The organism is Azospirillum thiophilum, assembly GCF_001305595.1.
GTDB lineage: Bacteria > Pseudomonadota > Alphaproteobacteria > Azospirillales > Azospirillaceae > Azospirillum > Azospirillum thiophilum.
Genome location: NZ_CP012402.1, coordinates 1147281 through 1168704, shown reverse-complemented (window position 1 = coordinate 1168704; position 21424 = coordinate 1147281). Strand labels below are relative to the sequence as shown.

The following is a 21424-nucleotide window of genomic DNA, read 5'->3' as shown; positions in this document are numbered from 1 at the left end:
GGCTCGGGCGGCAAATCGGGCGGCGCTCGCGGGCGGCGTTCGACCGATCCCGCCGCCCGTATCGGCCGCCTGTATCAGCCGCCGTATTCGCCGACGCTGACGTTGTCGAAGGGGCTCTGGCCGTTCAGCGAGAAGACCATCACGCCGCCGCCCATCTGCGTGTAGTGCTGCAGGTTCTTGAAGGCACCCACCGCGCCGAGCCCGGCGGTCGGATCCTGGAGATCGAACACCAGCCCGACCCCGGGCCAGCCCCCGACCCCGTACATGATCGCCACATACTGGGTGCCGGCATGCTCATAGGTGATGGGATAGCCGATCACGCCCGAAGGCAGCTTGAATTTCCACAACAGCTCGCCGGAGTCGCTGTGGCGCGCCTTGATGAAGCCGTCGAGGGTTCCGTAGAAGACGAGGTTGCCGGCGGTGGCGAGCGTGCCGCCCCAGACGGCGAAACGCTCCATCTTCTCCCATTTGAATTCGCCGGTGATAGAGTTGTAGGCCTTGATCTGCCCGAGCCCCTCAAAGCCCTGGCGGTCGCCCTTGGGGCCTGGATACATGTTCAGCGTCGCGCCGACGAAGAACTGGCCGGCCCGGTAGGGCAGCATGAAGGGCTCCCAATCCATGCAGATGTGGTTGATGCCCATGAAGAAGAGCTGCTTGTTCGGATCGTAGGAATCATGCCCCTGGTTATGGTAGCCCATCGCCGACGGACAGATGTCCCGGCCGGTATGGTCCATGCGGGTCGCATATTCGGGATTGCGCACCGGCACGCCGGTCTTCAGGTCGACATGGGTGAAGACGTTCACCGTGTCGTCGATCTTGTCCGCGGAGACCAGTTCGCCGTTCGTGCGGTCGAGGGTATAGACGATGCCGTTGCGGTCGGGATGCGTCAGCAGCTTGCGCGTCTTGCCCGCCTTGTCCTTCTGCTCGCTCAGCATCATCACGTTGACGCCGGCATAGTCCCATTCGTCGTGCGGTGTCTTCTGGTATCCGAACTTGGCCTTACCGCTGCTGGCCTCGCGGGCGAAAATGGTCATGGTCCATTTGTTGTCGCCCGGCCGCATCGTCTCGTTCCAGGGCGCCGGATTGCCGGTTCCGTAATAGAGGAGATCGACGCCCGGATCGTAGGCGTACCATCCCCAGTTGGTTCCGCCGCCGATCTTCCACGCATCGCCTTCCCATGTCTGGAGGCCGAGCCCCTTCTGGCCGTAATGGGGATTGCTGGCATTGAAATCGTCGCCGATCAGCATGGCTTCGTCGGAGCCGGTGGCGAAGGCGCGCCAGGCCATGGAGCCGGTCTTCACGTCGTAGGCCGTCACATAGCCGCGGACGCCGAGTTCGGCACCCGAAGAGCCGATGATCACCAGATCCTTCACCACATAGGGGGCGATGGTCAGCGTCGAGCCGACCTTGATATCCGAATTCTCGATCTTCCAGTATTCCTCGCCGGTGGTCGCGTTGAGGGCGACGACATGGCCGTCGAGCTGCGTCTTGAGGATCAGCGGCGGGACGCGGCCGTCGCCGGGCCAATAGGCGAGGCCGCGGTTGACGATGTCGCAGCAGGCGACGGAGCGAGCGACCGGATCCTGCTTGGGCTTGTGCTGCCACAGGATGCGGCTGGGGTCTTTCAGATCGAGCGCGAAGGTGGTGTTCGGGAACGCACCGTGGACGTACATCTTGCCGTCCACGACCAGCGGCGCGCCCTCGTGGCCGTTCAGGACGCCCGTCGAAAAGGACCAGGCGGCACGCAACTGCTTGACGTTGTCGGAATTGATCTGGCCAAGCTTGCTGAAATTGTCGGAATTATAGTTCTTTCCCGGCATGACCCAGTTCTGGTCACTTTCGGACAGTTGGACCAGCGTCTGGTTCGCCAGAGCCGGTGTGATCGCGCCAAGCTGCCCTCCTGCGGTGATGGTCGCCGTGAGTGCCACAATGGGCAACGACGTCAGGAAGCGGTTCATCAACGTTCCCTCCGATATTATTCTTCGACAGGGCGGTGGGCTCGCGAAGACCCGCCCGGTGTGGTGCGCAGCCATGGCCTTCGCGCCAGCCGCCGTTTCGGCCCCTGCGTTTGCGATGCGTCGGCAGCCCTGCCCAGTACCGGATTGTTTCACCGACCAACAATCCTGTCTTGAGGAAGACTGGCAAATCCGACCGGGAAGATTTGGCAATAATGATCTCCTCTTTGCGGGAGTCATGGCGGGTGATTGCGTCAGGCGATGGCGATCCCCATAGCTGCGAAAGGCGGCGGCCATCCTGCTGCCGACGACCGCAGGGAAAGGAGACGGGCGTGCCGTGCAGGATCCTTGATGCAAGGGTGCGATCCGGCGTGGTGCTGGCCGTGCTTCTGTCGGCAACCGTTGCCTGCGATGCTCAATCCGACGGGAACTCCGGTGCGGAGGACAGCAAGGCGGGGGAGACCGGGGTAGAAGAGACGGGGGCGCCGGCGGAAGCGCTGCCCACATCGTCGATGGCGAACAAGGGCTGGCTCGATGCGAATGACCGCACACCGCCGGAGCAATGGCTGGCCAGCCGGTCGGCACATGCCGACCTGTCCTTGTCCGCCCCATCCGTCGCGTCGTTCCACGCGCTCCTGGTCCGGGCCGACCATGCCTATGACGAGACGCCGCGCATGATCGCCAACCGTGTCGTGCAGCTTCAGGAGATGCTGGCCGGACGTGGCATGGCGGAAGGCACCGACAGCCTCATCGAGGGGTTCCTGTCGCTCGGTGCCGGCGGGGCAGGGGGCGTTGCAGGGGGCGTTGCAGGGCGCGGGTCCAAGCGGCGGTTCGGCGAGGATTGCCAGCATTATTTCTACCTTCGCAGCGCCGGCCTGGATCATCGCGACGCGCTGGCGGCACTCAGGGGGAAGGCGGCCAGGCCGCCCCGGTGAGCCCCCGTTCCACCACGCCGGCGGCGGTCGTTGCTCTGCCTCCCCATATACGATCATCAGCTATGCCGATAATTCGCCAAAAGAGCATTTGCGGCTTCCGCCGACGCTCGTTCACACTCCGGATGGCTTCACAGTTCGCGATCCCTGGAGTTCGGCCATGCCGGGACGGCTGCCCGGCCAGCGCGGCGTCACCATGCCCTTGGGTCTTTCTGCACTGCACCTGAACCGCCGGACAAGAAGGCGATTCGGAAATCCGGCGGAGGGCGCCCCGTCATTGGGAAGGTTGGATGAGAATGGCTGATGTCGGCGTCAAGGATGGTTCCGGCGCGTCCTATCGCCCCTTGCGGACCGCTGGTACTGCCGTGCCGCACCGCAGGGAATCGGCCGCGGCCAGGCTGATCCGCCTGCTCTGGTTCCAACGCACCATCCGTGGCCAGATCCTGTCGGCCTTCGTCCTCATCAATCTGCTGGCCTGCGTCGCGGTGTCGCTGCTCATCGTCTACAACGCGCGGCGGGCGACGCTGGTCGAGATCGGCGCGTCGATGGAACTGGCCGAGCGGCTGGTGCACACGGCTGTCGAGGACCTCGGGCGAACAACCCCGGGCCGCGCAAGGCTGCAGGATCTCCCGCTTCAAATGGGCGGCCAAAGGCATGTCCGCATCGTCACGACGACCGCCCAGGGGGAGCCGGTGTGGCATTCCCGGTCCGCGCCTGCCCATTCCGTGCCGCGGGAGCGCCGCGCCCCGGACTGGTTCGCCGCGCTGGTCGGAGTCGACGTTCCAAGCCGCGAAGTCCCTGTCTTTTCGGACGGCCGGAAGATCGGGGCGGTGACCATCGCCAGCGAAGCGTCCGACGAGATCACCGAGGTGTGGGACGACATGTCCGACCTGGCACTGGTCGCGCTGGTCGTCAATCTCCTCGTCATCGGGGTGCTGCACCTCGTGCTGGGGCAGTTGCTCAATCCCCTACTTCGCGTCGCCGCCGGCTTTCGTGAACTGGAACAGGGGCATTTCCATTACCGCCTGCCGCTGCCGAGAATTCGGGAGCTGGCGGACATCATCGGCCGCTTCAACGCGCTCGCCTCGTCGCTTGCCGGTGCGCAGGCGGACAATGTGCGTCTGAACCGACGCCTGGTCGCGGTGCAGGACAACGAGCGCCGGCAACTCGCCATCGAGCTTCACGACGAGTTCGGTCCCTGCCTCTTCAGCCTGAAGGCGAATGTGGCATCGCTCGCGCGCTTCGCGGAGCAGCTGCCCCCCGACATCGGCGGTGCGGTGCGTGACCGTGCCGGCACGTTGCGGGAGATCGGCGAACGGATCGAGACGACCAATCGCCGCCTGCTCAAGACCGTGCGCCCGATGGCGTTGGGGCACGTCCCCCTGTCGGACGCCATTGCCGGCCTCCTGTCCGAGTTCGAGCGGCTGGCGCCCGGATGTGCCTTCGAGTTCGCGACCGGCAAGCTGGCCCACAGCTACGGCGACAGCATCGATCTCACCCTCTATCGCTGTGCGCAGGAGGGTCTGACCAACGCCGTCCGCCATGCCCGGGCGCAGCGGATCCGGGTCGAGGTGGAGGAATGCGGCGATCCGGCCGGGGGACCACGCGGGATCCGGCTTTCCGTCCAGGATGACGGGCAGGGAATTGCGGAAGGAACGGCGACAGGCTTCGGATTGACCGGCATGAGGGAGCGCGTCACCGCGCAGGGCGGCTCATTTTCGATCTCCGGTTCTCCGGGCGGTGGAACCCGTCTTGCCGTCGCCGTTCCGCTGGATGAGGACGAGTGCGTGCCAACCACATCGGCAAGCAGCCGGGGAGCGGGCTTATGACGCGGGTCTTGCTCATCGATGATCACCCGATGGTGCTGCAGGGCTGTCGATGCGTCCTGCAGGACGCTCATGTCCAGGATATCCATGAGGCTGGTGATGCAGTCGCCGGCTACCGTGCCTACCGCCGGTGCCGCCCCGACATGGTCGTCATCGATCTGGCGCTGCACGGAAACGGTCTCGGCGGTTTCGCGCTGATCCGCCGCATCCGGGTTCACGACAGCCGGACCTCGATCCTCGTGTTCAGCATGCATGGTGACGCCGTCATCGTCAGCCGCGCGTTGGAGGCGGGGGCCAACGGCTATCTGCTGAAGGACACCGCTCCCGAGGATTTCCTCGCCGCGTTCCAGGCCGTGCGCCGCGGCCAGCCTTACCTCAGCCATCAGCTCGCCATGCAGGTCGCCACGCTGGGCATGCGCAGCCGCGAGAACATGATCGGGACCGTCACGCCCCGCGAACTCCAGACGATGGCCTTGATTGCCGACGGGAAATCCTATGGGCAGATCGCCGATGAACTGGGCGTGAGCTACAAGACCGTGGTCAACACATGCTCGCAGCTCAAGGTCAAGCTCGGTGCCCACAATTTGCCCGAGTTGATGCGGATGTCGATCGAGTTCCTTTCATCGTCGCCAAGCCGGCGGCCGGGATCGCTTGTCCGCCATGTCGCCTAAGCAGGATTTCCGAACTCCGCCCACAGATGGGAGGGCTCGGAAATCCTGCAAAACCATAGAGTCCGCAGGTTTGCCCAGGCCGGGCCATCTGTGGCCCGATCTGGGCAAACCTGCTTAGGGATATCGGCCCGGGAACCGATGGAGGGACCTCTGTTCGGACCGCATCCCGTCGCCCCGCCTGCCTCATGTTCCTCGATGCGACCGAGGTCGGCGGAGCCCTCAGCCGTAATGGGAGGTCCGTCGATCCGGCGGAGGCGGCGCGGCCGGAAGCCGCAGGCGGACGTGCAGCCCGCCGAGCGTGCCGGGCTCCAGCCGGTCAACCGGCACCCCCATGCGCAGGCACAGCTCGGCGACGATCGAGAGGCCGAGACCGACCCCGTCGCCGCCGGAGCGCCCGAGCCGCTGGAAGCGTTCGAACGCACGCTCGAACGCCTCCACCGACAGGCCGGGACCGTCGTCCTCCACCAGCAGGTCGGTCATGCCCGGCTCGCCGCCAATGACCGTGACGACCACACGTCCCGGCGAGGCGGCGTATTTCACCGCATTCTCGACGAGGTTGCGCAGCACGATCGCCAGCAGATCCGGACGGGTCATGACGGCGGCGGAGCGTGGCGAGTCCAGCGTGATCTCCACCTTGCGCCGGTTGGCTGCCGGCACCAGCCCGGCGACGACGGACTGTGCGAACTCGACCAGATCGATCCGGCTTCCCGGATCGCCCGTGAGATCGAGCGATTGTGAGCGGGTGACGTCGAGGAGTTGCGCGATCAGCCGGCTCGACCGGTTCGTCGCTTCCAGAATATTGTCGAACCGCGGCTGGACGTGCTCGGGCAGCTCGCCGTCGAGAGCCTCGACCTGGGCGCGGATCGCGGTCAGCGGGGTGCGCAGCTCATGGGCCGCGTTCGAGACGAAGTCGCGCTCGCGGTCCAGCACCAGCTGCAGCCGCGCCATCAGACCGTTCAGCGCCTGGGCCACTCCCCGCAGCTCACTCGGCGCTTCCGCCTCGTCCAGCGGTGCGAGATTCTCTTCGCTGCGGTCGCGGACCTGGGTGGCGAACGCACCCAGCGGCTTCAGGCCGGAGCGGATGCCGAAGGTCAGGGCGAGGGCGACCAGTACCGTCGCGCACAGGACATAGCCGGCGACCAGCCCGGCCACCTGGAGCGACGACATCAGCGGTTCGTAGACATCGACGCCGATCACCACCCGCGTGCCGGTGCGCTCGTCCTCGAAGCCGTGGAGGAGCCGGAGCGCGTTGCCGATTTGAGCCTTGCCCTCCATCGGCACGGCCAGCAATTCCTGCGGCGGCAGCGTCTCCGACGCATAGAGCAATTGCCCGTTCCGGCTGATCACCACCAGATAGTCGTCGAGGTCGAAATCGGGATCGTGCTGCTGCTTGAAGACCGGGAACACCGCCGGTGCCGCCGGCTGCGTCGAGGCCAGGGCCAGCATCAGCTGCGCCGTGTGGGCGGTGCGGGCGTGGAAGGATTCCTTGTACTCCAGCGCGACGGCGGCCACGATCAGGACCGATGCCGGCACCCAGACCGCGGCGATCAGCCAGGCCAGCCGGCGCTGCAGCCGCTTGCGGATCGACGGCATGCTAGTCTTTCGGGAGCATGTAGCCGACCCCGCGGATCGTCTGGATCAGGTCGGGGCCGAGTTTGCGGCGGATCTGCGAGACGAAGACCTCCAGCGTGTTGCTCTCGGCCTCGCCGCTCCAGCCATAGAGGTGCTCCTCCAGCGCATGCCTGGTGAGGACGCGGCCCTGGTTCTCGATGAACAGCCGCAGCAGCGCGAACGCTTTCGGCGTCAGCGCGATGTTTTCGCCGCCGCGCTGGACCGCGAAGGCGGCGGGATCGATCCGCAGGTCCCGGTACTGCAGGACTTCCGACCGGCGGTCGCCGCGGCGCCGGGCGAGCGCGCGGCAACGGGCCATCAGCTCCTCCATCGCGAAGGGTTTGACCAGATAGTCGTCCGCGCCGAGATCGAGGCCGCGCACCCTGCTGTCCAGCTCGTAGCGCGCGCTCAGGATCAGGATCGGCAGGCCATGGCCGCCCTCCCGCTGCTCCCGCAGGATTTCGAGGCCATCCCGGTCGGGCAGGCCGAGGTCGAGGACCATCAGATCGAAGGCGTCCATCTCGGTGACCCCGTCGAGGCTGGCGCCGTTCTCGAGCCAGTCGACGGTCATGCCGGCCCGGGTCAGGCGGGCGCGGATGGCGTCGCCGATCAGCGGGTCGTCCTCGACGAGCAGAATGCGCATGCCTCACTCCCGGTTGGTCGGGCGACAACCTCCCACGGAAACCTGAAGCGAAGCTGAACGGCCGGCTTGGGCGCGTTCAGGTTCGGTTCAGGCAGCGGTGGCAAGGTCCGCGCCGAACCCGATCCAGCATCAAGGCATAATCAATATGACGAGTATCGTGTCCGGTCGTGGACTGCTCCCGGCGATCGCCCTCTGCATGACTGTGGCCGTCCAGATGGCGGCAGGGAGCGCGGCGGCCCAGGGCCGGCCTCCTGCGGAGTGGTCGTTCATGCTCGGCGGCGGCGCGTTGTATGTGCCCGATTATGAGGGCTCCAACGATTACAAGGTGCTGCCGGTGCCGATCGTGGAGCTGTCCTGGCGGGACCGGGTCCGGGTGACCACCAGGGGGGGACCGGGGATCTACGCATCCCCGGTCATGACGGACTCTCTGAAGGTGGAGCTCGGGGTCCGCTACGACTTCGGGCGCGACCAGGACGACAACGACGCCCTCAAAGGGCTCGGCGACATCGAAGGCGGTGCGGTGGCGGTCGCCCGTCTCGGTTACGAGGTCGGCCCCGTCGATCTCGGCCTGGAGGTCGCCCGCGACCTGGGCGGCGATCGCGACGGCCTCATGGCCAGGGCCGAGGCAGAGTATGCGATCCGCCTGCTCGACGGACGGGCCCGGTTCAGCGTGACCCCGTACGTCACCTGGGCCGACGACAACTACATGGGCAGCAGCTTCGGCATCACCGCAGCCCAGGCCGCCCGCTCCGCCCGCCGATACGCCAGATACGACGCCGAAGGCGGCTTCAAGGATGCGGGCATCGCCGTCGGCATCGGCTACACCATCACGGACTCGATCCATGCCATGGGCCGGGTCGGTTACCAGCGGCTGCTCGGCGATGCCGCCGACAGCCCGCTGGTCAAGCGCGAGGGCAGCCCGGACCAGTTTTCCGGTCTTCTCGGCGTAAGCTATCGCTGGTAGTGCCTCGGCCGTCCGTTGGCCCGCAGGGGAGATATCCCCTGCGGGCCAACGGACGGCAAGATGGCGTGAAGCCTGCGGGGATACAGGGTAGCAATCACGCCTCCGCCGCGCTGGCCTGCGTTCCGCCGCGCGCCGCGGCCTTGTCCCCCGGAACCGGATGCGGCGACGAATTGGGCGAAGACTTGGCCGACAGCGTCTCGGGCATGAAGAACAGGACGATCACGCCGGTGAAGAAGACCACGGAGCAGGCCCCGATGCCGAACCCCAGCCCATGGCTCTTGGCCATGGCCCCGATGGTGACGGGAGTGACGACGGCGCCGATGCCGCGCCCGATGTTGAAGGCGAAGCCGCTGCCCATCGCGCGGATGTGCAGGGGGAACAACTCGGCGAAGTAGGAACCGAACAGGCCGAACACGCCGCCGAAGCTGAGGCCCATGATCGGGCTGATCCAGAACAGGAAGATGCCGTCGGGGATGAGCACATAGAGCGGCACGATGATGGAGTCGGCCAGGAAAGCCAGCATCAGCGCATTGCGCCGGCCGATCCTGTCGGCCAGCGCGGCGAACAGGAAATAGCCGACGAACGCGCCGGCGAAGATGACGATGCTGAAGACGCTCATATATTCGATGCTGAGGCCGCGGACATTCACCAGATAGGTGGGGATCCAGGCGCTGACGCCCCAGAAGCCGCCCATCTGGCAGGCGGCGGCGATGGTGGCACCGATGGTCAGCTTCGCGATGCCGGGTTGGAAAAGCTGGGAAAGGCTGATCCGGGGCTTCTCCTGTTTGGCCACGTGCTTCTCGTCGGCCGGCACCACCAGCCAGAACAGCAGGCCGACGAGGATGGCGGTGCCCGTCAGGGCGAACAGCATGCGCCAGCCGACCTCGGAGAGCAGGAAGCGGCCCATGACCGAGGCCAGGATGCCGCCCAGCGCGAAGGTGCTGAGCATGAAGCCGGCGGCGCGCGCCCGGTATCTGGGTGCCCAATGGTCGGCGATCAGGGCGACGATGGGGCCCCACAATCCGCCCATGCCGATGCCCTGCAGGAAGCGCAGGACCATCAGTTCTTCCCAGGAATTGCACCAGTAGACCGCCAGGGTGAACACGCCGAACTCGACCAGCGAAATCACCGCCGCATTCTTGCGGCCGAAATTCTCGGCGATCCAGCCGAACAGAATGCCGCCGAGCGCGGTTCCGATCATGGTGGCCGAGGACAGAAGGCCGGCGTCGGTCAGGGAAATGTTCAACGACGTGATGATGACCGGCATGCAGATCGCCAGGATCTGCAAGTCCAGGCTGTCATACAGATACGCCAGGAACGTCATGATCAGGACTTTCCAGCGATGCGGGCTTCCGCTTGCGCTTGCATGCATTCTGCAAACCTCCCTGTCGAAATGGTTTTGTTTTCAGGCAGAAGCTCATCCGGCCCGCAACGAGGCAGTCCCATCGCCGGGAGCGCGCGGCGGGGTTCCCCCCAGTCGGCGGGTTGACGATGACGTGTTATGGGCGGATAATTAAAGATCCGCTTTTGACCATTTGGTAAATTGTAGGGATGCCCCGGCGGCCCTGTCAACAGGGATGTGCAGTCTACGGATGGTGCGCGTTGCCAATCATGCCGCAGCGGCGGTCGGCCCCGCGCCGGAGGTAGGGTTTGACGCCAACCGCTCCATCCCCTAAGCAGGAACCCCCAGCCACAGCCGTACCGGGCCACAGTGCCTCCTTCCGCCAAGCCTCCCTCAGACGCTCCCCGACCTGGCGTCCAACGACGGCGTCAGCGCCTGTCCACCGAGGAGCGGGAGCGCCAGATCGTCGACGGCGCCATCCGGTTCTTTTCCGACCATGGGTTGGGCGGACAGATGCGGGAACTGGCGACGCAGATCGGCGTCAGCCACCCGCTGGTGTTCCACTATTTCCCCAGCAAGAAGGCGCTGATCGAACGGGTCTACACCGAGGTCTATCTCGGGCGCTGGAAGCCGGAATGGGAGCATTGGGTCAAGGATCGCAGCGAGCCGTTCGAGGCCCGCCTGACCCGGGTCTACAGCGATTACGCCCGCACCATCCTGACCAAGGAATGGGTGCGCATCCTGATCCATTCCGCCCTCGCCGACGGCTATATCAACGACAACTACCTGACCCTGGTGGGCGAGCGTCTGCTGCGTCCGATCATCGGCGAGGCCAGGATCGAGTTGGGCCTCGACGACGACCGCGAGCCGACCGAGGCGGAGAACGAACTGATCTGGGGCCTGCACGGCGGCATCTTCTACATCGGCGTGCGCCACTGGATCTACGGGCACAAATTTCCGGAGAACCTGCCCCAGGTCGTCGCCGACCGGGTGCGGGCCTTCGTGCTCGCCGCCCGCGAGATCTTCCCGCGGGAGGCCGGCAAGGCGGCCGGCTGAGCGCCCTCCACCCCGGTTTCTAGAGATTTTTCACCGGCTGGGCTCCACCGCCGGCTGAGGGCGCATGACCGGTCGATCCGAGCCCAATCGACGCATGGCTGATTATTGACCAAACGGAAAATAGCTTGACCGATATTGACCAAATGGTAAATATGCCTGCCAGGCGAGGCCGCTGACCCAATCGCACCGGCCCACCAGATCGGAGGCCTCCATTGGAACTCACCGGCGAACAGAGGATTGCCGCGCCGCGCTGGCGCGTGTGGGAGTCGCTGAACGACCCGCAGATCCTCAAGCACTGCATTCCGGGCTGTGAGGACGTCATCCGCCACAGCGACACCGAGTTCGAGGCCCGGGTGCTGACCAAGGTCGGCCCCTTGCGCGCCCGTTTCTCCGGCCGCGTGGAGATGCGCGAGATCGAGGCGCCGGCCGGTTGCACTCTGTGGTTCGAGGGCGGTGCCGGACCGGTCGGCATGGCGCGCGGCCAGTCGCGGGTGACGCTGGAGGAGGCGCCGGACGGCACCCTGCTGCGATACGCCGCGGAAGCCGCCGTCGGCGGCAAGCTGAGCCAGATCGGCGGACGCCTGATCGATGCCTCGGCCAGGAAGATGGCCGACGATTTCTTCCGTGCCTTCAACGACCGCGTCACCCGGTCGGCCGGGGATGCAGCCGAAGCCCCTGTAGAATCTCCTGCCGAGCCTTCTGCTGAACAATCCGGCTCGGTCCTGGCCGGTCCCGGGGCGCCGCGGAAGCCGACGGCATCGGCTGCCGCCACCTCCGCCGCCATGGCCGGCGGATGGAGCGGCGAAGGCCAGCGCTTCCTCTGGCTGGCGACCGGCACCGTCCTGGGCGGGATCATCGGCTACCTCCTCCACCTCTGACACACCGACCGTCCAACGCGAAAAGGAATGACGATGACCATCCATGACGCCGTGCCCCATTGGATCGGCGGCGGCGAGCATCGCGGCTCCGGCGACCGCCGGGGCAAGGTCTTCAACCCGGCCACCGGCGAGGTTCTGCGCACCGTCGGCTTCGCCGACGCCACCGACGTGGACGCAGCCGTTGCGGCAGCCAGGAACGCCCTGCCGGGCTGGCGCGCGACACCGCCGCTGCGCCGGTCGCGCATCCTGCAGAACTACCTGACCCTGCTGCGCCGGAACGAGCGTGAGCTGGCCGCCGTCGCCTCGCAGGAGCATGGCAAGACCTTCGACGACGCGCTCGGCTCAGTGCGCCGGGGCATCGAGGTGCTGGAGTTCGCCTGCGGCATTCCCCACCTGCTGAAGGGCGAGCATGCCGCCGACGTCGGCACCGGGGTCAACGCCTATTCCCTGCGCCAGCCGGTGGGCGTCTGCGTCGGCATCACGCCGTTCAATTTCCCCGTCATGGTGCCCATGTGGATGTTTCCCATGGCCATCGCCTGCGGCAACAGCTTCGTGCTGAAGCCGTCGGAGAAGGTGCCGTCCTGCAGCGTGATGCTGGCCCGCCTGTTCGCCGAGGCCGGATTGCCCGACGGCGTGCTGAACGTCGTCCAGGGCGACAAGGCGGCGGTGGACGCCCTGCTTGCCGATCCCGATGTTGCGGCCGTGTCCTTCGTCGGCTCCACCCCCATCGCCCGCGGCATCTACGAGACCTGCGCCCGCAACGGCAAGCGCGTCCAGGCATTGGGCGGTGCCAAGAATCATGCCGTCGTCATGCCGGACGCCGATCTCGATTTCACCACCGAGGCGCTGATCGGCGCCGCCTTCGGCTCGGCCGGCGAACGCTGCATGGCCATTTCCGTGGCGGTGGCGGTGGGCGACGTCGCCGACCGCCTGGTCGAGCGTCTGGCAGACCGGGCACGGGCGCTGAAGACCGGCCCCGGCAACGAGCCCGGCGTCGACATGGGACCGCTGGTGACCGGGGAGCACCGCGACAGGGTGCGCGGTTACGTCGATGCCGGCGAGCGCGAGGGCGCCGCGCTGGTGGTGGACGGTCGCGACATCGAGGTTGCGGGCGCCGGGAACGGCTTCTATCTGGGGCCGACCCTGTTCGACCATGTCGAGCCGTCGATGACCATCCATCGCGAGGAGATCTTCGGCCCGGTCCTGTCGGTGGTGCGCGTGCCGACGCTTGAGGCGGCCATCGCGCTGATCAACGCCAGCCCGTTTGCCAACGGCACCGCCATCTTCACCGGCTCCGGCGCCGCCGCCCAGCTTTTCGAGGAGACCGTCGAGGTGGGCATGGTCGGCATCAACGTGCCGATTCCGGTGCCGATGGCCTTCTTCTCGTTCGGCGGCTGGAAGAACTCGCTGTTCGGCGACCTGCATGTCCATGGCACCGAGAGCGTCAAGTTCTACACGCGGACCAAGGCCGTGACCTCGCGCTGGCGGTTCGGCAAGGCCGCCGCCTCCACCCTCGTGATGCCGACCCTGGGCTGAACCTTCCCGGGCTGAATAGCCCTGGCCTGAATTGCATTGGGTTGAACCGGAGGACATCCGCCATGAAGGCGCCCCCCTTCGCATACAAGCGCGTGGACAGCGTTGCCGCCGCCTCGGCGCTGCTGCGCGAACATGGCGACGAGGCCCGGCTGATGGCAGGGGGGCAGACCTTGCTCGCCACCCTCGGGATGCGGCTGTCCGAGCCCTCGCTGCTGATCGACATCCGCGGCATCGCCGGAATGCAGGGCATCTCGGTCGACGGCGGGCACCTGCGCATCGGTGCCCTGGCCCGTCACGTCGATGTGGAGCGGTCGCCCCTGGTCGCCCGGCACCTGCCGCTGCTGTCGATGGCCGCCCCCCACATCGCCCACGCCGCCATCCGCAACCGCGGCACCTTCGGGGGATCCATCGCCTTCGCCGATCCGGCAGCGGAATGGCCGGCCTGTACCGTGGCGGCCGATGGCGAACTGGTCCTCGGCGACGGCAGAACCGAGCGGACGGTCAAGGCCGCCGACTTCTTCCTGGGCCTCTATCAGACGGCGCTGCGGCCGGACGAACTCGTCACCGCCATACGCTTTCCCTTGCCCGACCCGGCCCGGCGGTTCGGCTTCACCGAGCTGGCCCGCCGCCGCGGCGACTATGCCACGGTCGGGCTTGCCCTGGCCGGGAACCGGGTGGACGGCCGGCTGGACGACCTCAGGATCGTCTATTTCGGGGTCGGCGGAATGCCGGTGCGGGCAAGGTCGGCAGAGGCGGCGCTTGCCGGCAGCGGCGGCGACGCCGACGCCGTCCGGCGGGCGGTGGGCAGCCTCGGCGACGACCTGAGCCCGTCCGGCGACCTCTATGCCGACGCCGCGACCAAGCTCCACCTCGCGGGCGTCCTGCTGCGCCGCGAAATCCACGGGCTCACATCGGAGGGAGGACGACGGTGACCGACAAGGTCCTGGTCAACATGACCGTCAACGGCATGGTGTACGAGCGCTGGGTCGAGCCGCGCCTGCATCTCGGCGACTTCCTGCGCGAGGAGCTGGGCTTGAAGGGCACCCATCTGGGCTGCGAGCATGGGGTGTGCGGTGCCTGCACGGTGGTTCTCGACGGCGACATCGTGCGCTCCTGCCTGACCCTGGCCGTCCAGGCTGACGGCGCCATGGTGGACACCATCGAGGGCAAGTCCGAGAGCGGCGCGATCCGCGATCTCCAGGATGCCTTCCTGGAACGCAACGCCCTGCAATGCGGCTTCTGCACCCCGGGACTGCTGCTGACCGCCGACGCTCTGCTCGATGCCGACCCCGGGGCCAGCCGCGCCGACATCCGCCACCATATCTCCGGCAACTACTGCCGCTGCACCGGTTACCACGCCGTCGTCGATGCCATCGAGGCGGTGGGCCGGCTGCGCCAGTCCGGTTGCCAAACCGGTCCACAGTGCCAGGGGGACCGCCATGAATAGGATCGCACCGGGCTTCCCCTCCGCACTCCGATCCTCCCCCCTCCGGCCCTTTGTCGGGCAGGGCGTGCCGCGCCCGAACGCCCGCCGTCTTCTGGAGGGCCGCGGGACCTATGTGGACGACGTCGAACTGCCGCGCATGGTCCATGTGGCCTATCTGCGCAGCCCCCACGCCCATGCCCGCATCGGCCGGATCGACGCCCTTGCCGCGCTGGATATGCCGGGGGTGGTCGCCATCGTCGATGGCCGCCAGCTGTCCGAGATCTGCACGCCCTTCGTCGGCACGCTGTCCCATTTCGCCGGCATGCAATCGGCGTCGCAGCATGCCCTGGCGATCGACCGTGCCTGCTGGCAGGGGGAGGCGGTGGTGGCGGTGGTGGCGGAGACCCGCGCCCGGGCCGAGGACGCCATGCAGAGGATCCAGGTCGATTGGGAGGTGCTGCCGGCGGTGACCCGCATGGACACCGCGCTGGCGGCCGGCACGCCGGTGATCCATCCCGAACTCGGCAGCAACCTGTGCTTCCACCGCGACATCGACACCGGCGGCGTCGACGACGCCTTCGCCGCGGCGGATCTGGTGGTGGAGGAAACCTATGAGTTCGGGCGCCACACCGGCGTCACCATGGAACCCCGCTCGGTCCTGGCGGATTTCAATCCGGCCGAGCGGCGCCTGACGGTCCACCACTCCCATCAGGCTCCCCACATGATGGGCGACCTCTATTCCCGCCTGATGGGCATTCCGGAAGCCGACGTCCGGGTCGTCTGCAAGGATGTCGGCGGATCCTTCGGCATCAAGGTCCATGCCTATGCCGACGATTTCGCCACCGTCGCCCTGTCGATCCTGCTGGGGCGGCCGGTCAAGTTCGTCGCCGACCGTCTCGAATCCTTCGTCACCGATATCCATGCCCGCGAGCATCGCGTCAAGGCCCGTCTGGCACTGACCCGCGACGGCCGCTTCCTGGCCTTCGACATCGCCGACCTGACCGGGATCGGCCCCTATTCCGTGTTTCCCCGCACCAGTGCGGTGGAGGGCAACCAGGTCGTCAACCTGTGCGGCGGCCCCTACGACCATTCCCAGTACCGCGCCAGCCTGGACGTCGTGTTCCAGAACAAGGTGCAGACCAGCCAGTACCGTGGCGTCGGCCATCCAATCGCCTGCGCCGTCACCGAGGGCATCATTGATCTGGCCGCAACGAGGCTTGGAGTCGATCCGCTGGAGCTGCGCCGGCGCAACGTGATGGCCGACGACAGCTTCCCCCGCAAGGGCGCCTCCGGCATCGTGCTGGAAAACCTGTCCCACCAGCGCTGCCTGGACCGGCTGGAGGAGATGGTGGATTTCGCCGCCTTGCGCCGTGAACAGGCCGAGCTGCGCGCGAAGGGAGTCCATCGCGGCATCGGCATCGCCGTGCTGATCGAGCTGACCAACCCCGGCGCGGCCTTCTATGGCACCGGCGGCGCGCGCATCGCATCGCAGGACGGCGCCACCGTCCGCCTCGATCCGACCGGGATCGTCCATTGCGCCAGCGGTGTCGGCGAGCAGGGCCAGGGCACCGAGACCATCTTCGCCCAGATCGTCGCCGACGGGGTGGGGGTGCCGATGGACAGGGTGCGGGTGCTGACCGGCGACACCGCCGCCACCCCCTATGGCGGCGGCACCTGGGCGTCGCGCGGCGCCGGGATCGGCGGCGAAGCGGTGCTCCAGGCCAGCCGTCAGCTGCGCGCCAACATCCTGGACTTCGCCGCGGTCTATCTTGCCCTGCCGGTGGACGGGCTGGACATCGTTGGCGGCACGGTGATCGACAAGGACGGTGCTTGCCTGATCGAACTGGCCGAACTGGGCCGGCTTGCCCATTTCCGCCCGGACCTGCTGCCCAGGGGCTTCCAGCCGGAGCTGGTCGTGACGCGCCACTGCTCGCAGCGCGACTATCCCTTCATCTTCACCAACGGCATCCAGGTTTCCCATGTGGAGGTGGATGTGGAGACCGGTGTCGTGACGCTGCTCAAGCATTGGGTGGTCGAGGATTGCGGGCGGGTGATCAATCCCCTGCTGGTGGACGAACAGATCCGGGGTGCCGTCGTCCAGGGGCTGGGAGGCGTGCTGTACGAGGAGTGCCTGTATGACGGGAACGGCCTGCTCCGCAACGGCAGCATGGCCGATTACCTGGTTCCGATGGCCGGCGAGATGCCCGACATCGAGGTGGCCCATGTCGAAACGCCGACACGATCGTCCGAGCTGGGCGCCAAGGGGGCCGGCGAGGCGGGGACCGCCGGGGCTCCGGCGGCGGTGATGAACGCCATCAACGATGCCTTGCAGCCCTTCTCAGTCCGCCTCACCTCCCACCCCATCACCCCGGAGAAAATCCTGAACGCAGTGCTCGGCGAAGCACAATTCCGGAAGCCCGGCGAAGGTCCGGAGCATTCATGAGGCATGACGCCGGGGCGATCGCCGGACCGTGTCGCCCGTGCGTCGCGGTCCGGCGATTGCCCCGGACGAGGGCACCGATGGATGGAGCCGATGAATGGACGGGTCCATCGAGGCTCCATCGGTCGGCATCGTCCTTCATCAACGGTTTTTGATGGGTCACCTTCAAAGGCCGTTGAGGAAAGCTGCAGTCAGAATCTCTGCCATGTAGGTGCAATTTTAGGTAAATTTTATTAATTCCTCTAATTGAATACTGTCTTAAGTGGATATTCTCGGCAAGCGAGCAATTTATCTTGATTGCCGCGCCGGATATTTGTTATCCAGGTAGTGAATGATCTGAACCATGCACCAATAATAAGAAACCTGACCGTTTTGCGGCAAATAAGGGCGCAACAAAATTACAACCCTTCACAAGTGGTCGATTGAAAGCACTGCATTCATGGAGCCGGCATGACGCTGGTATTTCATCCAGGAAAATGAGGCATGCCGCGTCTGGTGGAAGACAGCGTGACTCCGGATACCGGGCTGTCATGCCTTACCTTCATGTTGCGTTTCATGGGCCATGGGGCCGATCCGGAACAGCTCCGTCATGATCAGGCGGTTCGCGGCCGGGCGATGGGCACGCTGGAGATTCTGCGCGCGGCAAAGCGCTTGGGCCTGAAGGCTCGATCGGTCACCACCCGCTGGGACCGTTTGGCCGCCATTCCGCTGCCGGCGATCGCCAAGCGGCGCGACGGGCGTTACTTCATCATCGCCAAAATCGACGGCGATCGGGTGCTGATCCAGGATCCGCTGGACCCGCGACCGCTGATGCTGCCGCGTGCGGTGGTCGAACCGGCCTGGTCGGGAGAGCTGGTGCTGATGGCCCGGCGCGCCGGACTGGATCTGGCGCAGGTGCGCTTCGGTATCGGCTGGTTTGTCCCGGCCTTGCTGAAATACCGTCGCCTGTTCACGGAAATCCTGCTCGCCTCCTTCATGCTGCAGGTGTTCGGCCTGATCAGTCCGCTGTTCTTCCAGGTCGTGGTGGACAAGGTGCTGGCCCACCGCAGCCTGACCACGCTGGACATCCTGGTCATCGGCCTCGTCGTCGTCTCGCTGTTCGAGACGGTGCTGGGCGGATTGCGCAGCTATCTGTTCTCGCACACCACCAGCCGGGTCGACGTCACGCTGGGCGCGCGGCTGTTCGAGCATCTGCTGGCGCTGCCGCTGCCCTATTTCCAGGCGCGTCGGGTGGGCGACAATGTGGCGCGGGTGCGGGAACTGGACCGTATCCGCGACTTCCTGACCGGATCGGCGCTGACGCTGGTCATCGATCTGGTCTTCACCGTCGTCTTCCTCGCGGTGATGTGGTGGTACAGCCCGGCGCTGACCGGCATCGTTCTGGCGTCACTGCCGGCCTATGCGGCGATCAGCCTGGTCGTCACGCCCGTCCTGCGCCGGCGGCTGGAAGCCAAGTTCGCCCTTGGAGCGGAGAACCAGGCGTTTCTGGTCGAAAGCATCTCCGGCATCGAGACGCTGAAGGCGATGGCGGTGGAGCCCGAGATGCGCCGCCATTGGGAGGAGCGGCTCGCGGCCTTCGTCGGCGCCGCCTTCCGTGCGTCCAGCCTGGGGGTGGTCGCCGGGCAGGCCGTCCAGCTCGTCAGCAAACTGACGATGGCTGCCCTGCTGTATGTCGGCGCACAGGAGGTGATCGACGGCGTGCTGACCATCGGCGCGCTGGTGGCGGTGAACATGCTGGCGGGCCGGGTTTCGTCGCCGGTGCTGCGGATGGCCCAGCTGTGGAACGACTTCCAGCAGGCGCGGGTGTCCGTCGAACGGCTGGCCGACATCCTCAACACCACGCCGGAGCCGGCGGCCAAGCCCGGCCGCCTGCCGCTTCCCGCAATCCGCGGCCGCATCCGCTTCGACCGGGTGGGCTTCCGCTACCGTCCCGACGCCTCGCCGACCCTGCAGGCCATCGACCTGACCGTGGAGGCCGGGGAAACGATCGGCATCGTCGGTTCGTCGGGGTCGGGAAAGAGCACGCTGACCAAGCTGGTGCAGCGGCTCTTTGTCCCCGAATCCGGCCGGGTTCTGATCGACGACGTCGACCTGTCGCTGGTGGATGTGGCGTGGCTGCGGCGCCAGATCGGCGTCGTGCTGCAGGAGAACGTGCTGTTCAACCGCTCGATCCGCGACAACATCGCCCTGGCCGATCCCGGGATGCCGATGGAGCGGATCGTCGAGGCTGCGCGGCTGGCCGGGGCGGACCGCTTCATCCTGGGGCTGCCGGAGGGTTACGATACGGTGATCGGCGAGCGCGGCGCCAGCCTGTCGGGCGGACAGCGCCAGCGCGTCGCCATCGCTCGCGCACTCATCACCGATCCCCGCATCCTGATCTTCGACGAGGCGACGAGCGCGCTCGACCTTGAGAGCGAGGCGGCGATCCAGGCCAACATGCGCCTGATCTGCGACAACCGCACGGTGCTGATCGTCGCCCACCGGCTGTCCACCGTGCGCGGCTGCGACCGCATCGTCGCGGTGGAGGAGGGGCGGATCGCGGAGCAGGGCACCCATGACGAACTGATCCGGCTCGGCGGGCGCTATGCGGCGCTGTGGCGGATGCAGTCGGGCCGCGGGCAGGCGGAGGCCGATCATGGCATCGCCTGAGACGGCCGGCGGAGCGGTGGCGGCGCCTGGCGAACCGCCTGCACCCGGGGCCCCGCCGCCGGTAACGCCGCGGCTCCGTCCGCGCCGCGGGCATGAGCTGGAATTCCTGCCGGCGGCGCTGGAGGCGATGGAAACGCCGCCATCCCCGCTGGCACGGGCGGTGTCGCTGCTGATCGTGGCCTTCGTGGTGATCGCCGTCGCCTGGGCCTGGATCGGCCACATCGACATCACCGCCGTCACCCGCGGGCGCATCATCTCCGCCGACCGCAACAAGCTGGTGCAGACGCTGGAGCCGGGCATCGTCCGGGCCATCCGCGTCGCCGACGGACAGCGGGTGGACCAGGGAACGGTCCTGCTGGAACTGGACCCCACCGACAGCGCCGCCGACGCGGGCCGCGCCGAATGGGAGCTGGCGGTGGCCGAAACCGAGGCGGCACGGTTGCGGGCGGCGCTCGCCGGGCGGCGGAGCTTCGATCCGGCGCCCGGCGCGGACGCCGCCCTGGTCGCGCTTCAACGCTCCATCCTCACCAATCAACTGGCCGCGCGTGACGCGGCGCTCGACGCCATCGGCAGCCAGGAACGCCAGCGCCGCGCTGAAATGGCGGCGCTGGCCGCCGAGAAGGCCCGGCTGCACGCAACCCTGCCGCTGATCCGCGAACAGGTGCAGGCGAAAAGGAACCTGTCCCAGCGCGGCTACAGTCCGCGTTTCGACCTGCTGGAGCTGGAGAAGGAGCTTGCCGAGGTCGAATATGGCGAAATCGCCGCGACCAACCGCGAAGCGGAGGCCGCGGCTGCCCTGAAGGGGTTGGCCGACGAGCGGCGGCGGATAATGGCGGAGTTCGACGGCAAGGCGATGGCCGACCTCGCCGACGCCGAGAAACGGGCCGCCGCCCTGCGCCAGGAACTGACCAAGGCCGAGCGGCGGCGGGAGCGCCAACTCCTGACCGCGCCGGTGGGCGGGGTGATCCAGCAACTTGCCGTCCATACGGTGGGCGGGGTCGTCACCGCGGCGGAACCGCTGATGGTGATCGTGCCGGCCAACCGGACCCTGGTGGCGGAGGTGCAGATCGACAACAAGGACATCGGCTTCCTCCATCCTGGCATGCCGGTGGAAATCAAGATCGACGCCTTTCCCTTCACCCGCTATGGGCTGCTGCCGGGCAGCGTCGCCGCGGTGTCGCATGACGCCATCCTGCCGCCCGACGGAGCCGCCGCGCGCACCGGCGCCGGCGATGCGGCCACCACCGCTGCGGCCGACCGGGACGGGCCGAAATTCTCGGCCCGCATCTCCCTGGACCGCACCACGATCCGCGGCGAGACCGGCGAGGACATCGCGCTCGCTCCCGGCATGGCGGTGACCGCGGAGGTGAAGACCGGCCGCCGCCGCATCCTCGATTACCTGCTTTCCCCTGTGCTCTCCCACGTCCACGAGGCGATGCGCGAGCGCTGATCCCCAAGCCTTCCCATCCCGACACCGCAGCCGCAACCCACAGCT

The 21424-nt window shown here is 67.1% G+C and carries 16 protein-coding genes; 12 read left to right on the top strand and 4 right to left on the bottom strand.

Annotated elements, in window-relative coordinates:
- Positions 1-74: 74 nt before the first annotated feature.
- A complete protein-coding gene (locus tag AL072_RS18675; RefSeq protein ID WP_045582812.1) occupies positions 75-1958 on the bottom strand; it encodes a methanol/ethanol family PQQ-dependent dehydrogenase in 1884 nt (627 codons plus the stop codon).
- Positions 1959-2329: 371 nt separating this feature from the next.
- Between AL072_RS18675 and AL072_RS18670 the strand changes: the two genes are divergently transcribed.
- The 3 genes from AL072_RS18670 (at position 2330) to AL072_RS18660 (ending at position 5384) form a co-directional block, all read left to right on the top strand.
- Entirely contained in the window at positions 2330-2890 is a 561-nt protein-coding gene (locus tag AL072_RS18670; RefSeq protein ID WP_245636848.1) for a hypothetical protein, read from the top strand.
- Between the two features lie 287 nt (positions 2891-3177).
- Positions 3178-4716, top strand: coding sequence for an ATP-binding protein (locus AL072_RS18665; protein ID WP_245636847.1), 1539 nt, complete (start codon positions 3178-3180; stop codon positions 4714-4716).
- On the top strand, positions 4713-5384 hold the full coding sequence (locus AL072_RS18660) for a response regulator (RefSeq protein WP_045582813.1): 672 nt from the start codon (positions 4713-4715) through the stop codon (positions 5382-5384). The genes AL072_RS18665 and AL072_RS18660 overlap by 4 nt, the downstream gene beginning before the upstream one ends.
- Positions 5385-5603: 219 nt before the next feature.
- Here AL072_RS18660 and AL072_RS18655 read toward each other — a convergent pair whose 3' ends face one another.
- Positions 5604-6977, bottom strand: coding sequence for a sensor histidine kinase (locus tag AL072_RS18655; protein WP_045582814.1), 1374 nt, complete (start codon positions 6975-6977; stop codon positions 5604-5606).
- Position 6978: 1 nt separating this feature from the next.
- Positions 6979-7638, bottom strand: a complete 660-nt coding sequence (locus AL072_RS18650; protein ID WP_045582815.1) for a response regulator transcription factor — start codon at positions 7636-7638, stop codon at positions 6979-6981.
- 196 nt (positions 7639-7834) lie between these two features.
- On the opposite strand from AL072_RS18650, the gene AL072_RS18645 reads away from it, so the two are divergent.
- Entirely contained in the window at positions 7835-8602 is a 768-nt protein-coding gene (locus AL072_RS18645; protein WP_158511080.1) for a MipA/OmpV family protein, read from the top strand.
- Between the two features lie 94 nt (positions 8603-8696).
- On the opposite strand, the gene AL072_RS18640 is transcribed toward AL072_RS18645, so the two are convergent.
- Positions 8697-9926, bottom strand: coding sequence for an MFS transporter (locus tag AL072_RS18640; protein ID WP_052710073.1), 1230 nt, complete (start codon positions 9924-9926; stop codon positions 8697-8699).
- Between the two features lie 519 nt (positions 9927-10445).
- Here AL072_RS18640 and AL072_RS18635 point away from each other — a divergent pair.
- The 8 genes from AL072_RS18635 to AL072_RS18600 all read left to right on the top strand — a co-directional run bounded on the left by AL072_RS18635 (position 10446) and on the right by AL072_RS18600 (position 21379).
- The gene (locus AL072_RS18635) at positions 10446-11000 is read left to right on the top strand and encodes a TetR/AcrR family transcriptional regulator (RefSeq protein WP_158511079.1); all 555 of its coding nucleotides are present in this window, start codon (positions 10446-10448) and stop codon (positions 10998-11000) included.
- Between the two features lie 212 nt (positions 11001-11212).
- The gene (locus tag AL072_RS18630; protein WP_045582818.1) at positions 11213-11878 is read left to right on the top strand and encodes an SRPBCC family protein; all 666 of its coding nucleotides are present in this window, start codon (positions 11213-11215) and stop codon (positions 11876-11878) included.
- Positions 11879-11905: 27 nt separating this feature from the next.
- On the top strand, positions 11906-13414 hold the full coding sequence (locus AL072_RS18625; RefSeq protein ID WP_245636846.1) for a CoA-acylating methylmalonate-semialdehyde dehydrogenase: 1509 nt from the start codon (positions 11906-11908) through the stop codon (positions 13412-13414).
- 62 nt (positions 13415-13476) lie between these two features.
- A complete protein-coding gene (locus AL072_RS18620) occupies positions 13477-14346 on the top strand; it encodes an FAD binding domain-containing protein (protein WP_045582819.1) in 870 nt (289 codons plus the stop codon).
- Entirely contained in the window at positions 14343-14861 is a 519-nt protein-coding gene (locus AL072_RS18615) for a (2Fe-2S)-binding protein (protein WP_144428284.1), read from the top strand. The genes AL072_RS18620 and AL072_RS18615 overlap by 4 nt, the downstream gene beginning before the upstream one ends.
- The gene (locus tag AL072_RS18610) at positions 14854-17283 is read left to right on the top strand and encodes a xanthine dehydrogenase family protein molybdopterin-binding subunit (protein WP_045582820.1); all 2430 of its coding nucleotides are present in this window, start codon (positions 14854-14856) and stop codon (positions 17281-17283) included. Before AL072_RS18615 ends, AL072_RS18610 begins: the two co-directional genes overlap by 8 nt.
- A 480-nt stretch (positions 17284-17763) precedes the next feature.
- On the top strand, positions 17764-19929 hold the full coding sequence (locus AL072_RS18605; RefSeq protein ID WP_045582821.1) for a type I secretion system permease/ATPase: 2166 nt from the start codon (positions 17764-17766) through the stop codon (positions 19927-19929).
- Entirely contained in the window at positions 19916-21379 is a 1464-nt protein-coding gene (locus AL072_RS18600; protein ID WP_245636845.1) for an HlyD family type I secretion periplasmic adaptor subunit, read from the top strand. The genes AL072_RS18605 and AL072_RS18600 overlap by 14 nt, the downstream gene beginning before the upstream one ends.
- The last annotated feature ends 45 nt before the right edge of the window (positions 21380-21424 follow it).

What these genes read in the sequence shown, in the direction of transcription:
- AL072_RS18675 (WP_045582812.1), bottom strand. Translation starts at nt 1,958, where the DNA reads ATGAACCGCTTCCTGACGTCGTTGCCCATTGTGGCACTCACGGCGACC.
- AL072_RS18665 (WP_245636847.1), top strand. Translation starts at nt 3,178, where the DNA reads ATGAGAATGGCTGATGTCGGCGTCAAGGATGGTTCCGGCGCGTCCTAT.
- AL072_RS18660 (WP_045582813.1), top strand. Translation starts at nt 4,713, where the DNA reads ATGACGCGGGTCTTGCTCATCGATGATCACCCGATGGTGCTGCAGGGC.
- AL072_RS18655 (WP_045582814.1), bottom strand. Translation starts at nt 6,977, where the DNA reads ATGCCGTCGATCCGCAAGCGGCTGCAGCGCCGGCTGGCCTGGCTGATC.
- AL072_RS18650 (WP_045582815.1), bottom strand. Translation starts at nt 7,638, where the DNA reads ATGCGCATTCTGCTCGTCGAGGACGACCCGCTGATCGGCGACGCCATC.
- AL072_RS18645 (WP_158511080.1), top strand. Translation starts at nt 7,835, where the DNA reads ATGACTGTGGCCGTCCAGATGGCGGCAGGGAGCGCGGCGGCCCAGGGC.
- AL072_RS18640 (WP_052710073.1), bottom strand. Translation starts at nt 9,926, where the DNA reads ATGACGTTCCTGGCGTATCTGTATGACAGCCTGGACTTGCAGATCCTG.
- AL072_RS18625 (WP_245636846.1), top strand. Translation starts at nt 11,906, where the DNA reads ATGACGATGACCATCCATGACGCCGTGCCCCATTGGATCGGCGGCGGC.
- AL072_RS18620 (WP_045582819.1), top strand. Translation starts at nt 13,477, where the DNA reads ATGAAGGCGCCCCCCTTCGCATACAAGCGCGTGGACAGCGTTGCCGCC.
- AL072_RS18610 (WP_045582820.1), top strand. Translation starts at nt 14,854, where the DNA reads ATGAATAGGATCGCACCGGGCTTCCCCTCCGCACTCCGATCCTCCCCC.
- AL072_RS18605 (WP_045582821.1), top strand. Translation starts at nt 17,764, where the DNA reads ATGCCGCGTCTGGTGGAAGACAGCGTGACTCCGGATACCGGGCTGTCA.
- AL072_RS18600 (WP_245636845.1), top strand. Translation starts at nt 19,916, where the DNA reads ATGGCATCGCCTGAGACGGCCGGCGGAGCGGTGGCGGCGCCTGGCGAA.